The following is a 13800-nucleotide window of genomic DNA, read 5'->3' as shown; positions in this document are numbered from 1 at the left end:
CTGTAACGAGGGCCCAACGCCCTGCACTGATGGCCGCCGCCATGGCGGACGCTGTCCGCGCGGGTCATCTGGCTCGCCGGGCCGGCCGCATCCCCAAGCGCTTCTGGGCTCAGGCATCCTCGCCCGCAAGGTTGAGCAAGCCCGCTACTGCTTCCGGGTTGCCCAGATGATGCCCTGCTTGGTGAGACGGCGGACGTCGTCGCCGGCCAAATCCAGCGGGGTATGACCGATCGAGTGGTAGAAGACTCGCCCCTCACCCCATTGCCGTACCCACGCCACTGGGCTTCTCAGTCCCTCCAGCCATGCGAAATGCTCACCGGAGAACGTTGTTTCGGCCAGAACGATGTTGTTCGGGTCGACATGCATGTAGTACTGCTCCGAGGCCACCCGGAAGTCACGCACCCCACGGGTGACCTCGTGATCGGTGTCGGTGACAGTGACCAGGTAGTGCTGCGGATAGCCCTCGCCGGCGGGGTGGTCGATAAAGTCTCCGCCGAGCAGCAGGTGGTAGCGGAGGCTGGAACGGAACGCCGCGGCGGCGCCATGCCAGGCGGCAACCCCGGTGCCCGCGGCAACCGCGTCCAGCAGGTGCGATTCCTGGGAATCCGACAGGTCCTCGGTGGTCAGCGCATTGTTCCAACCGAGGATGATCAGGTCGTAGCCAGTGAGATCCTGGTCGAGGCTGAAGATATCCTGCGTTTCCTCCACGTCATAGCCGAGTTCTGCGAGCAGATCCCTCGTCCACTCGGCAATGTCGTACGGACGATGGCCCGGCCAGCCGCCGTAGAGGTAGAGCACTTTCGTCAACGTTCGGTCTCCTTCACTGGTGCGACGTCGAATCGCGGGACAATATCGGCGCGGTCTGTCGGGGTGATCAGTCGTTCGGGCCGCAATAGCTCCGACACCTGCGCAGCGGACAGCAGTCCCTCCTCCACGATCAGGTCAAGGATGCTACGCCCGGTCTGAAGCGCCCGCTTCGCGATTCTGGCCGAGGTGGTGTAGCCAAGATAGGGACTCAGGGCAGTGATCACCCCGATCGAGTTCGTAACGGATCTCGAGAGTTGCTCCGGGTTAGCAGTGATCCCGACAATGCAGTTGTCGATCAAGGTCCGGCATGCGGCATCCAGATGCGTCAACGAGTTGAAGAGACTGTAGGCAATGACCGGTTCGAAAGCATTCAATTGAAGCTGCCCACCTTCGGCAGCCATCGAGATGGTCATATCATTGCCGACGACTTCGAACGCGACCTGGTTGACCACCTCGGGGATGACGGGATTGACCTTGCCGGGCATAATGCTCGAGCCCGCCTGCACAGGGGGAAGATTGATCTCGTTGAATCCCGACCGCGGGCCCGAGGACAGCAATCGCAGATCGTTGCAGATCTTGGAGAGCTTGAGTGCTGTTCGTTTGAGCACGCCCGACAACTGGACGAACGCTCCCACGTCCTGAGTCGCTTCCACCAGATCGTCGGCGCTGGTCAAGGGCAGTCTCGTGAGTTCGGCCAGAACCCCGCAGACCATCGGCGCATAGAGCGGATGACTGTTGAGCCCGGTGCCGATCGCGGTGCCACCCAGATTGATCTCGGCGACCAGCGCCGATGCCTCGATCAACCGTTCAGCGTCCTCGGAGACCATCACCGCGTATGTTCCGAACTCTTGGCCGAGGGTCATCGGTACGGCGTCCTGCAGTTGGGTCCGCCCCATCTTCAGGAGGCCCTTGAACTCCTCGGACTTCTTGCTGAATGCCTTTTCGAGGTCCAGCAATGTTCCATACAAGCGTGAGATCTGCACCTGCAGAGCGATTTTGATTGCCGTCGGATAAGCGTCGTTAGTGCTCTGACCGAGATTGACATGCTCGAGGGGATCCAGGTGGTCGTAGTCGCCGGGGTGGCGACCCAACATTTCCAACGCCCGGTTCGCGATAACCTCGTTGGCGTTCATATTCGTGGACGTGCCCGCGCCTCCCTGGATGACATCCACGAGGAAGTTGTCGTGCAGTTGCCCTTTGCGGATCTCCTTGCAAGCATCCACGATCGCCTGGCAGCGTTGCGTATCCAGCAACCCGAGCCGATGGTTCGCTTCTGCGGCGGCTTGTTTCACCACCGCGAGCGCGGCGATAAGGTCCGGGTAGGCCGACAACGGGATACCACTGATCGGGAAATTCTTCACCGCACGCACGGTGTGAATTCCGTAGTAGGCGGTCGCAGGTATCTCCCGGGTACCCAGCGAATCGTATTCACAACGGGTCGGAACACCGTTCGAAACGAACGAAACGTAAGGGGTTCGCGGTAGCACGGCACTACCTCCATTCATCGCTGGGCGCTGCCATCTGAGCCGCTGGAAGGCCCTGAGAGAACCCGTCATCGGTACAGCTGGTCAATTCCAATTGCATGCCCCACGGCGTGGGGAAGTAGAACCATCGTTGCCCTGCCATCGGGGCGTCGGCCGCGACGCCGTTGGGGCCCTCCACAACAACCACATCTGGAATAGCGGTGACATAGTCGAAAGCGGCGTCGATGTCATCGACATAGAACGCCAGTTGATGCCCGCAGATATCGCTGAGCACGCACTCGCCGCCGAAATGATCGACAAAGAACGCCACCGCATGCTCCAGATCGGGGACGGTTAACGCGATGTGATCCACGGACCTCAGCGTGGGAACTCGCGGCCGGTTCGGATGATTCACAACTGACGAACTCCAATCAAAAATCTGGCCCGCGATCGGTTCGACGGCCGGGGACCAAGTCTCGTCGAATGATGGTCGAAACAAAGAATGTGCGATTATTCCCTCGCCAAACGGCGGGCGCACCGAACAGGCGATCCGCCAGCGAGCAGCAACTGGCAATAGTGACGATATGACCGGTTCGCCAACCGGCCCCAGACCCAATACGTGCAGTCTTGTCGACTGGTTCTGCACGCAGCGCTTTGCACCTGGATGCCTCTCGTGTCCGTCTATTCCGAAACAGCTGCCAACGGTGCGGTTCGGCTGTCGCCCGACTCCATGCCGCGCGGCATGCGTGCTCGCCGGTCTGCGGAGATAGTCACGATGCAGCTAACAGCACTGATCGTTGCGATCGCTGTCCATTGCGACGGGCTCAGATCTTCCCGCAGAACTAGGACACCGACGATGCCGGCGATCGCTGGGTAGAGGGCCATCAGGTTTCCGTATTCACCCCGGCTGAGCCGACGAATCGCGAATAGTTCGAGCAACTGTGGAACGACAGTGGCAAGTATCGCCGCGCAGAAGCCGAGCAGTAGAATTCCGGGGTCCGCGAGGCCGCGACCGGCATGAATCAGTGCTACTGGCGCGAAGCAGACTGCTGCCGCAGCGACAGCGACGGCAGGTCCTTGCCGGCCGGGGATGGTCGAGCCCATCCGCGAGCTGAGCAGGATCGACGAAGCCCACAGACCTGCGGCCACGAATCCTAGTGCGCAACCCATTGGATCCACCTTCCCGCTCAGACCGGTGAGTGCACAGACAGCTCCGGCCGCGATGACCGCGCAGCAGCCGTTCAGCCATCGTCGTGATGTCAGCAGGGACACAGCGAGGGGCCCGGTGAACTCGATCGTGACGGCCACCCCGAGTCCGATCCGTTCGACCGCGGCGAACAGGCTCAAACTCATTGCACCGGATACGATTCCGAATGTTGCCGCGGTCATCAGATCTGATCGGGTCAGCGACCCCAGTCGTGGTCGCCCAACCATCCACAGAATCGGAGCTCCGAACACCAAGCGCAGGCCAACCACTGCCAGAAAGCCGATCGCGGGAAACAGCAGGACACCGACCGCGGCGCCGACCTGAAATGAGACACCGCTGAGCACCAGCGCGCCCAAAGCCAGGTAGTGACCGGAAGAACGACCACTGCGTGCCACCCTGTGTCCTCGATTCGTGTGGATCTGTGGCTGTGCCGGTTCGTGACCGAGGGTGGTCGACGAACAGGATCCCGGTTTCCCGACCATTCGCCCGTGAGGCCGAGCGTGGACTGCTCGCCGGGCCCCTGCGTTGTGATCGGCCAGCCTTTCAGCAGGTAGCGGAGGTGTACGGGACGAGCCCTAGCCGAAATCGTGATCGGTCCAAGGGAGGCGGTCGCCGCCGTACTTGGCGGCACGCACGTCGGCCGACCGAGCATGGCCTTCGAAGTTTTCCAGCCGCGCGGCCCGCCCGGTGACGCGCCCGAGTTCGGCGCTGGCTACGGGGTCGACGATCTCTTGGTAGGTGACGGTCTTGAGGAACTTCCCGACCCAAAGGCCGCCGGTGTAGCGAGCCGCGCCCAACGTCGGCAGCACATGATTGGTCCCGATCGCTTTGTCACCGTAGGAAACACAAGTCTTCTCGCCCAGGAACAATGCGCCGTAGTCACGCATCGACTCGAGTGCCCGCCGGGGTTCGGAAGTAAGGACTTGGACATGCTCGCTGGCGAATGCGTCCGCCAGACGGTAGGCGTCCTCGAGGGTGTTCACCAGGTGCACTTCGCCGTGATTGCGCCAGGACACCTCGGCAACTGCCCGTGTGGGCAGTGATTCGAGCTGGCGTTCGACCTCAGCGATCGTTCGGCGACCGACGTCCTCGGAGGTGGTGATGAGCACGACCGGGGAATCGGGGCCGTGCTCGGCCTGGCTGAGTAGATCAGCCGCGACGACGAACGGGTCGGCGGTCTCGTCAGCGACGATGAGGACCTCGGTGGGACCCGCGAACAAATCAATGCCCACCTCACCGAACAGCTGCCGTTTGGCCTCGGCAACATAGGCGTTGCCAGGCCCGGTGAGCAGGTTGACCGGGGAGATCGTTTCGGTTCCCAGTGCCAGTGCCGCGATGGCCTGCACCCCGCCGAGCACGTAGATCTCATCGGCCCCAGCGAGGTTCATAGCCGCGATGCTGACCGGAGGGGGTGTTCCCTGGTTCGGTGGGGTGGTTGCCGCGACGCGCCCCACACCGGCGACCTTGGCGGTCACTATTGTCATGTGGGCGGAGGCTGTCAGCGGGTAACGACCTCCCGGAACATACGCGCCGGAGGCGGCGATGGGTACATTGCGGTGCCCCAGCAGAACACCGGGCAACGTCTCGACTTCGATGTCAGTTAGCGACTCGCGCTGCGCCTGGGCGAAGGTGCGGACCTGTCGCTGAACAAATGTGAGGTCATCGATGACGGTTGTCGGTAGGTCGGCGACAATCCGTGCGATCTCCGCTTCACCGAGCCGGAAGGAATCCGGGGTCCAGGAATCGAATTTCTCGGAGTATCGGCGGACAGCGTCGTCGCCGTCGGCGCGGACGTCCTCGATGACGCTCGCGACTGTCTCGACCACCTGGGGATTGCTCTTGCTGGGTGTCCCGGCCTCGGTTGTTGGCGCCTTCAAGATGACCGACACGGAATACCTCTCTCATTGGTGCACTGGTGATTGACCGACGGTGGCGAAACGGAGCTGCCACGTGACGTAAATTCAGTCTCGATGGCGGGCGCCCCGTCTCACAGACCCACGATGTGCAACATGTCGGGAGAACCCTTCGCAGTCACAGCGCGTGTCGCAAGGAGGACAACATGGTGGAGACGTCGGTGGTCAATGACGGGCGCTGTTATCGGCCGACATTGCCAGCGGCCAGTAGGCACACCGCGACGGCCGCCAGTGGAACAAGCAGGGTGGCGTTGAGGGGGACGAATTCGGTCAACCACCCGATGATCGTCGGCCCGGCGAGTATGCCCGTGTATCCCATCCCGACCACTCTCGACAGATCTGTCGCCGTCGAGCCGGCAGTATTGCCCGCCGCCGAAAAGACTTGGGGGACAGTGCCGGCCAGCCCGAGGCCGAACAGGCCCCATCCGATGATGGTCAGCACAAGCATCGGTGACCCGATGACAACGGCGATCCCGACCGCAGCCACCACACATCCCATTCGAACGACCTGCACCGGACCGTGTCGGGCAGTCGCACGATCCGCAACAAACCTGCCGAGGGTCATCGACACAACGAAGGATGCATAGGTCAGCGCGCCATACCATCCCGAGATACCGAGATGTTCAGCGGAATGCACGATGCTCCAGTCCGCCGCGACTCCTTCGGCCAGCAGAAACAGGAACGCGAGAACACCCAAAGTCACTATGCGGCGATGTCTTTGCGCACTCGACGGCGTCTCGGATCGAGATCGTCGAGGAGAAGTCGTCGCAGATTCCTCGGCACGGGTTTGGCGGGTCCATAACACCCTCGCCGCGGATCCGGCTGTCACCATACAGATGCCGCTGGCTCCAACCGCAATCGCGCCGGGGCTCCATTCGAGCGCCAACGTGGTCGCGCCCGCGGCGGCGCCGACAACGTTGCCTACCGAATACACCGCGTGGAACGCCGACATGATCGGGCGGCCATACCGTTGCTCGACGATCACCGCCTGGGCATTCATGGCTACCTCGTTGATCCCCAAGGTGAACCCCAGCAGTGCCAGTCCTGCCGCCAGCGTGACGGCATTGGTCGCCAGCAGCGGGACGCTGATCGAGCCCGCGATTCCCGCATTGCCGACAACTGCCGTGCGCGCGGAGCCGTACCTACCGATGAGCGGACCGCTGAGCTGCATACCTACCAGCGCCGCAGCCCCCAGTACCACCAGCAGGGTGCCCAGTTGCGCGGTCGACAGCCCGGTTCTGGCCTGCGCCGAAGGGATCTGCACCGCCCACGTGGAAAACGCGAATCCATGCAGGCCGAAGATTTCGAATACCGCCAGACGGGTATGCCGCAACGACCATCGTTCGTCCAAACATGTTGTCACAAGAAGGATTCCGATTTCTCAGGTGATTCGCGAGGTCACGCAGGGTTCCTACCGGTATGCCGCAGGCGGGCGTATCCTGGCTGGACGCGCCACAGGCTCCCGCGTGAAGTGGGTCGGGATTGCTACGAGCGTGCTGTCGGGATTTGCCGGGCGGCGCGTTCGCCTTAGATCATTCGACGGCCGAGGCGGACAGGGTCCGGATCAACCCGGGCCGGAACCCGAACGAAGAACGCGCACAACTGCACCGACCGCATCGGGCGTCGAAGTCAGGCCGTGAGCTGGCTTGAATGCCCCAGCCGCAATGCGAGCGCGGCCACGGTGAGGGCCGGGTTGACCGCGGCAGACGACGGGAACGGCGAACTGTCGACGATCCACAGGTTGTCCAGGTCATGGGCCTTGAGATCAGCATCGACCACGCTGGTCAACGGGTCATCACCCATCCGGGCGGTGCCGCACTGGTGTGAGGTCGCCTCCACGCCGAGGCTCTGGGTCAACACGATCGGGAAACCGGCCTTGCGGACGACCTTCTTGGTTCGCTTGATCAACTCACGGTGCGACGACAGGTTCGTCTCGCGCCGATCGACCACGATCGCGCCTCGCCGGTCGAGAGTGATCCGATTCTCCGGCAGCGGAAGGTCCTCGGACTGGATGAACAGATCCAAGGTGTATCGGGTGATCTCGTCCAGAATCGGCAGCGGGACCAGGGGCCGTGCACGTTTGATGATCGGCCCGCGCAGCTTGCCCAGACCCTGGACATTGCCGAGCGGATAGCGGTTGTCGGGCCCGGCGGAGTACCAGTCGTTGATGCCGATTGTCTTCTGGTACACCGCGTCGTTGCGTTGGCGTGGATCGATGGCGATGAAGAAGGTGGTCACATGGGCCATGTAGTTGCGGCCCACTTGATCCGAGGAGTTGGCCAAGCCGTCCGGGTGCGATTCCGAGGCCGAACGCAACAACAGCGCGGCCGTGTTGGCGGCGCCGCAGCTGACCACGAATCGCTTTGCCCGAACCGAGATCTGGCGCCCTTCGGTGCTGATGCGGGCCGTGGTGACCGTGCGGCCATTGGGATCGGTATCCAGCCGTGTCACTTCCGCATTGGTGAGCAACCGGACGGTCGGCGACTGCAAGGCCGGTCGCACCGCGGATACCTCCGCGTCCCCCTTGGCGCTGACCAGACAGGGAAACGAATCGCAGTGCGCGCACAGTACACAGGCTCCGCCCGGTCGCCGATCGAGTGCCTGCGGCGCGGCGAAGGGATGCAACCCTTGCTCCTTGGCGCTGGAGGCGAACCGGGCCATGGCGCCTTCGTGCGTGATTCCGGGGAAGGGGTAGTCGGTGGAACGCCACGGGTCTGTCGGGTCTTCATCTTTGTTCGCGTGAACCCAGAACATCTGCTCGGCTTCGGTGTAGTGCGGTTCGAGATCGGCATAGGTGATCGGCCAGGCAGGAGAGATGCCGTCGGGGTGCTCGATGTCGGCGAAGTCGCACTCGCGGAACCGCGGCAGTGTGGCACCGTACAACTTCGTGCTACCGCCGACGTAGTGGTAGTTGCCCGGTATGAAGTCTTTGCCGGCTCGTGCGTCGTGCCAGGCGGCGGAATTCTTGTACCGGCCCTCGATGTGGACCGCTTCGGGCGACCAGTTCTCGCGCTCCACCGGAAGGAAGTCACCCTGCTCGATGATCAGTACCCGGGCCCCGGAATCCCGCAGAGCGTAGGCCAGGCTGCCGCCACCCATCCCCGATCCGATGATCGCGATGTCGCATTCCAGCGTTTCGGGCGGATCGGTGACCACCTGAGGCTGGCCGATGGCAAAAATGTCGGACACGGGTGAACTCCCTGAAGAGCAGACTGGGCTGATGAATCGCCCATGACATGAATACACCCGAACCTACTGACCGATCCAGCCCGGCCAGAGGAGCAAAATGTGCAAGCCTTCAGCGAATATTCGCACACAGCGTGCAACAGAGTTCACGCCGTCGTTACGACTCCGAATGCCGACGGGAGGGAGCCAATCCTCACCCTATTGCCGCGACGAGCACGTCCGGGCCGGCGATCACTGTCGATGTAGCAAGTCGTGACCGCGGACGGCGAAAACGAGAGCCTGTCGTGCATCAGGCTCGTCGAGTGAGCGTCCCAGCAGCGACGCGATGCGATCGAGCCGGTAGTACAAGGTTCGTCGTTGAACGAATAGCGCCTGTGCCGTCAGCGACTTGTTGCCGTCGCATGCCAGATAGACGCGCAGGGTCGGCAGAAGCGGGCTGGTCGACTTCGCGTCGTGCTTGAGTACCGGGCCGATCTCGTCCTCGATGTAGCGAGCCAGCTCAGGGCCTTGCGCCAAGGAAGCCAGCAGGCGCAGCACCCCGAGATCGTCGAAACGGTGAACCGCTTTTTCCGGTCGCGCTGCAGCCACTGAGGCGGCGCTGCGAGCTTGGTCGATAGCGGAGGGCAGCTGTTCGGCGGTCACCGGCCGACTGATGCCCGCCCTGACACCCTGCCCGGTCAGTCGGTCGATGACCTGCTTTTCGGTGCTGTGACGCGACAGGCCCATGATCGCGAGGGTGTGCTCACCGAGGTCGGCGACGACAGCCGGGATGTGCATCGTCCGACACAGTTCGTCCAAGGCGTCCTCGCTGCCTGCCCCTGCCGGAGACTCCCTGCACACCATCACGGCAACCAGTGATCGGTCCCGCAGATCTCGTCCGATCCGCAGCGCACGGGTCACGAACATCTCGCCGGAAATGTCGCCGAGTAGCAAGCGACTGACCAGGGCGTTCTGCCGTTGCGCCGCACGTGCACCGCTCTCGCGGGCACCCAGCAGCGCAATGGCGATCACGTCGGTCGCGCGGTCCATCGCATAGGCGTGCGTGCCGATCAGCGGCCCGCCGTCGTGCAGGACGTGCAGCCATCCCCACCGTTCACCGCGCAATACAACGGCCCGGCGTGTGCAACTCGTCGACTCGTCGGCCTTGCCGGAACGATTGTTGGCCTGGTCGTGCTCGATGCGTGAATGGTGCTCCCATTCCGAGAGCGTTTTATCCGAGGAGGGTGTAGCACCGGAGTAGGCGACGACCTGTCGTGTGGCGTCCTCGAGGACCACAGGGCTGCCGACCTCTTCAGCCAGCGCGTCGGTGAAGGGTATGTGGTCGCGGCCCTCGAGCAGCAAGTGCATGAACCTCGCATTCAGGCGCTCGTAGGTGGTCAACTCGAGTACCCGCTGGTCGGTGAGTGATTCGTGCACCTGGGCCGACACCTCGACGAACGGGACCTCCCCATTCAGCCCCACCAGGGGTAGCTCGTGTGTATTCGCGGCGTCGATCAGACTCTGTGGCATGGTGTCGAACACCCGGCCGCTGAGTTCGATCACCAGGACCGCGGCACCAGCGGCTGCGATCTCCTCGATGTAGCGCCGCTGCCGATCGGGATCGTGACCGATCCCCAAGCCCGCGGTCAGCAGCATCTCACCGCCGGACAAGAACCTGGCGATATCGGCAATCTCGGTCGGGTGAACCCACCGAATGGGTCTGGACAGATTGCGTTCCCCGGCGTACACCTTCAGTGCAGTCCGGCTGAACACTTCCAGCCGCAGCGCTGCTTCGACACTAATCATCGTGCTTCCACCCAATCCCGGGACCGACATCCAGCGTATCGGTCACACTGTGCATCAGAACTTGTTCGTCATGCACAACTTGATCCTAGCGGCGGTCGTTATATCCTGCGCACACTTACGAGTCAGGCCAACTCGAGGGCCTCCAGCGCCCTTGCCAGGCCCCCGATGCCCAGTCCTGACAGATCAACCGGCAGATGCGTCGTTCGAAAGGAATCTCACCAATGCCTAAGCTCACCGGTGGGCAAGTAGTCGCCCGAGTACTAAAGCAATACGGGGTTCCGTATGTGGCCGGTATCCCCGGCCACGGCATCTGGGGCTTGACCGATGCATTCCTCGACGAGGAGTCCAGGATTCCTTTCATTCAGACCTATCATGAGCAGAGCGCCGTGCATTTGGCCGACGGCTACTACCGGGTCTCGGGGAAACCGATGGTCGCGGTCACCTCGATCGGTGCCGGCGCCTCCAACACCGTGCTCGGACTGGCCACGGCCTACAGCGACTCCACCAGCGTGCTGGTCATCACCGGCGGGCCTCCTACCTACATGCGTGGGCACGGAGTGCTGCAGGAACTCGACCGCCACACCGACAATGGATTCCCCCGCGTCGCCGAAGCGGTATCCAAACGCAGCTGGGTCGCCAACAGGATCGACGAGCTGCCCTTCATTCTGCATCGCGCGTTCAATACGATGCTCACTGGGCGCCGGGGTCCTGCTCACATCGAGATCCCCTACGACCTGCAGGCCGAAGAAGCCGAAGTCTCACTGCACGATCTCGAGCGGCGCTTGCCGGTGGGCAGGCAATATCCCGACCCCGAGGCAATAGACCGTGCGGTGGGCCTGTTGGCCGGCGCCCGGCGACCTGTCATCGTGGTCGGTGGCGGCGTGATCAGCGCGGAAGCAACCGACGAGGTGCGCGCTCTCGCCGAAGCATGGAGCATTCCTGTGGTCACCACCTGGAACGGCAAGAGCGCTTTCCCAGAAGATCACGACCTGTTCATCGGCAGCGTCGGGCAGACCGGAACGATCCACGGCAACTACCTGGCGGCCAACGCCGATGTCGTCGTGGCCGTCGGCTGTCGATTCACCGATTGGTCGGCCTCGAGCTACTCCCAAGGCAAGTCGTTTTCCTTCCCGCCCGCCAAGTTGATTCACATCGACATAGATCCGCACGAGATCGGTAAGAACTATCCCGCCGATGTCGGCATCGTCGCCGACGCCAAGCCCACGATCGCCGCGATTGTGGACTCGCTGCCGGCGACGGCGCCCGACCGGCAGACGTATCTGGCCGAGGTTGCAGAGCGCAAAGCGCACTGGGAAGAGCAACTTTCTACCCGACGAGACACCGACCGGTTTCCCTTCACGTTGCAGCGACCGCTGGGTGCGCTGCGGAAGGTGATGGACCGCAACGGAATTGTCCTCGTCGGATCCGGCAACACCCAGGGTGCGGTCAAGCAGACCTTCCCTGTCTACGAGCCGCGCACCCACCTCACGACCGGCGGGTTCTCCTCCATGGGGTGGCCGGTACCGGCGGCGCTGGGTGCCAAACTCGCCGCCCCCGACCGCCAGGTCGCCTGCATCGTCGGCGACGGTGACTTCTTGATGACCGCACAAGAGATCGGCATCGCCGTTCAGCACGACATCCCCGTGGTCTTCCTCGTGCAGGACAACTCTGGCTACATTTCCATCCGCGGCGGCCAGAAGAACGCCACCGACCGGCACATCGGCACCGAGTTCAACCGGCCCGACGGGTCGGCCTACAGCCCGAGCTTCAAGGACCTGGGAAAGTCGTTCGGCCTGGAATCCTTCCGCGTCGACTCGCCGGCCGACCTCGAATCCACGCTGAAGAACGCCTTCGACTCCCACGCGCCGGCGGTTGTCGAGATCCCGACCGACCGCGACCTCGCCAGCCCCTTCGTCGCGGGTTGGATGGACTTCCCCCCGATCGCCCGCATCACGGACGAACGCCGCGACGAATACCGCCAGAACCGCGCGAACGAACAGCACCTCTGACCTGCCCCAGCCGGTCTGTCACTGCACAACCGTTGTGCAGTGACAGACCGCGTGTTCGATGACACCACTCTTCGTCGACGGCCGCGCGGTCAGTATTCATCGTGAAGATTCCTTGCGGCCGACACCATTCGCTACAGAGACCCAGTCGTCGGAAACTACTTCTCCGCGCGCCGTCTATCGCGACGACGATGGGCGATGGTCGTCCGGTTTCCCGAGTCGAGGGATCACGGGATCTGTCTTACTAGGTCATGTTCTCAGTCGGCGCACGGCAGTTACCCGGTGCCGCATCAATTCGAGTGAAGAGCTTCGACAGATACCCCTCTGCGCAACATATGCATGAGGCGTCGCTCGGCCTGCTCACCTTGCCTATTACTCCCCGCGCATCCGCGTAACAGACTGTGACTAGCGCCACTCGACGACGAGTGCACCTAGGACGCCGAATTGTCCGGACCGCTGCAACGACGCAGCCTTCCGGACAGGTCGCAACGACGCAGCCTCGACGCCCCGGCAATCACAAAGAAGGGAACACTGTGGCCGTCCATAATCTCGACGCCTCCGAAACCGTCGACGACACATCCGAATTAGCCTCGGAAGTACTCATCGAAGGTCTCGATCGATCATGTGCGGTGTCTACTGATACCGATCAACCCATCCGATCTCCCACCGCTCCGCACCTACCAAGCGGAGCGCAGGTGCGTCCAGACCCTCTCGGCACATTGATTCCACCGCGAATCCTGTCGACTTTCCTGACCAACGACCACCACTTTTGACCGGAGGTCGTGCCGAGGCTGGGCCTGCGCTTCGAGCGCCCGCACGGCTGGTCCCGTTATCCATTCGAAAACGAAGTTTCTCAAATGACCAACCACGCCGCAAAGCCTCCTCGGGAGAAATCCGAACAAGCAGCCTCATCGACCGCGCCGGACCAAATGACTGTGGAGGCGCAGATCCAACGTTATCGGGCACAGCGCCACCGCAAACTGCAACGCCGGATACGCCCTGCGCCGCTGGATAAGAACCGCGTAGAGCAACAGCACATGCTCGAGTTCGCACAGATATGGGCACCCTTCGGCGGCGTGCCGCACGATGAAACATTCATCAAATTCGGGATGTCGAAATCCCGCTTCATGGAGACGCTGTGGCAGATCCTCGAGGAAAGCGACTGCGATGCTGATCTCAGGCAGCGCTTCGTGGGCACCGACGCTCCTGCGCCACGGCACCGATGAATGTCGAATGCGAACTCCCGCGCACAACCTTGCGTGTCACCGCGGTCTCGTCTGCATATCCAGCGTTTCTTGCCGACCTGGAGCGCCTCCGCTCAGCGCGCCCTCGAATGGCTGCACACTCCTCTCCGCAGCGCGGTGTGCCGCGTGGTTCGAACGGATCCGCGAACCCTCGCCGCTGGCAGGACGACCCGACGTGCACGCCTGCGG

General features: G+C 62.8%; 10 protein-coding genes and 1 pseudogene. 3 read left to right on the top strand and 8 right to left on the bottom strand.

Annotation, left to right across the window (positions count from 1 at the left end; genetic code table 11):
• Nucleotides 1-170 (top strand): annotated as a pseudogene (locus tag ACLMAL_RS37450) (hypothetical protein); the annotation flags it as partial.
• Here the strand turns inward: ACLMAL_RS37450 and ACLMAL_RS37445 are convergent.
• From ACLMAL_RS37445 to ACLMAL_RS37410, 8 genes are all read right to left on the bottom strand, one after another.
• On the bottom strand, nucleotides 145-798 hold the full coding sequence (locus ACLMAL_RS37445) for a ThuA domain-containing protein (RefSeq protein ID WP_412003393.1): 654 nt from the start codon (nucleotides 796-798) through the stop codon (nucleotides 145-147). The pseudogene ACLMAL_RS37450 and the gene ACLMAL_RS37445 sit on opposite strands and share 26 nt — an antisense overlap.
• Before the next feature lie 5 nt (nucleotides 799-803).
• Nucleotides 804-2294: an aspartate ammonia-lyase gene (locus ACLMAL_RS37440; protein WP_412003391.1), complete on the bottom strand. Its 1491-nt coding sequence runs from the start codon at nucleotides 2292-2294 to the stop codon at nucleotides 804-806.
• 4 nt (nucleotides 2295-2298) lie between these two features.
• Nucleotides 2299-2643 carry a hypothetical protein gene (locus ACLMAL_RS37435; protein WP_412003390.1) on the bottom strand — a complete coding sequence of 115 codons (345 nt, stop codon included), beginning with the start codon at nucleotides 2641-2643 and terminating at the stop codon, nucleotides 2299-2301.
• A 308-nt stretch (nucleotides 2644-2951) separates the two neighbouring features.
• Complete coding sequence (locus ACLMAL_RS37430; protein ID WP_412003389.1) at nucleotides 2952-3872, bottom strand: EamA family transporter; 921 nt, start codon at nucleotides 3870-3872, stop codon at nucleotides 2952-2954.
• A 180-nt stretch (nucleotides 3873-4052) separates the two neighbouring features.
• Nucleotides 4053-5366 carry a histidinol dehydrogenase gene (gene hisD / locus ACLMAL_RS37425; RefSeq protein WP_406230488.1) on the bottom strand — a complete coding sequence of 438 codons (1314 nt, stop codon included), beginning with the start codon at nucleotides 5364-5366 and terminating at the stop codon, nucleotides 4053-4055.
• Nucleotides 5367-5571: 205 nt separating this feature from the next.
• A complete protein-coding gene (locus ACLMAL_RS37420) occupies nucleotides 5572-6723 on the bottom strand; it encodes an MFS transporter (protein WP_412003388.1) in 1152 nt (383 codons plus the stop codon).
• A gap of 296 nt (nucleotides 6724-7019) precedes the next feature.
• The gene (locus ACLMAL_RS37415) at nucleotides 7020-8579 is read right to left on the bottom strand and encodes an FAD-dependent oxidoreductase (protein WP_412003387.1); all 1560 of its coding nucleotides are present in this window, start codon (nucleotides 8577-8579) and stop codon (nucleotides 7020-7022) included.
• Between the two features lie 228 nt (nucleotides 8580-8807).
• Nucleotides 8808-10361 carry a PucR family transcriptional regulator gene (locus ACLMAL_RS37410; RefSeq protein ID WP_412003386.1) on the bottom strand — a complete coding sequence of 518 codons (1554 nt, stop codon included), beginning with the start codon at nucleotides 10359-10361 and terminating at the stop codon, nucleotides 8808-8810.
• Between the two features lie 221 nt (nucleotides 10362-10582).
• Between ACLMAL_RS37410 and ACLMAL_RS37405 the strand changes: the two genes are divergently transcribed.
• Together ACLMAL_RS37405 and ACLMAL_RS37400 are read left to right on the top strand one after the other, a co-directional pair.
• Entirely contained in the window at nucleotides 10583-12370 is a 1788-nt protein-coding gene (locus ACLMAL_RS37405) for a thiamine pyrophosphate-binding protein (protein ID WP_412003385.1), read from the top strand.
• Between the two features lie 854 nt (nucleotides 12371-13224).
• Nucleotides 13225-13593, top strand: coding sequence for a hypothetical protein (locus ACLMAL_RS37400; protein ID WP_412003384.1), 369 nt, complete (start codon nucleotides 13225-13227; stop codon nucleotides 13591-13593).
• Nucleotides 13594-13800: the final 207 nt, after the last annotated feature.

Source organism: Nocardia sp. CWNU-33 (assembly GCF_046764895.1).
Classification (GTDB): Bacteria; Actinomycetota; Actinomycetes; order Mycobacteriales; family Mycobacteriaceae; genus Nocardia.
This window is presented reverse-complemented; position numbering and strand designations above follow the sequence as displayed.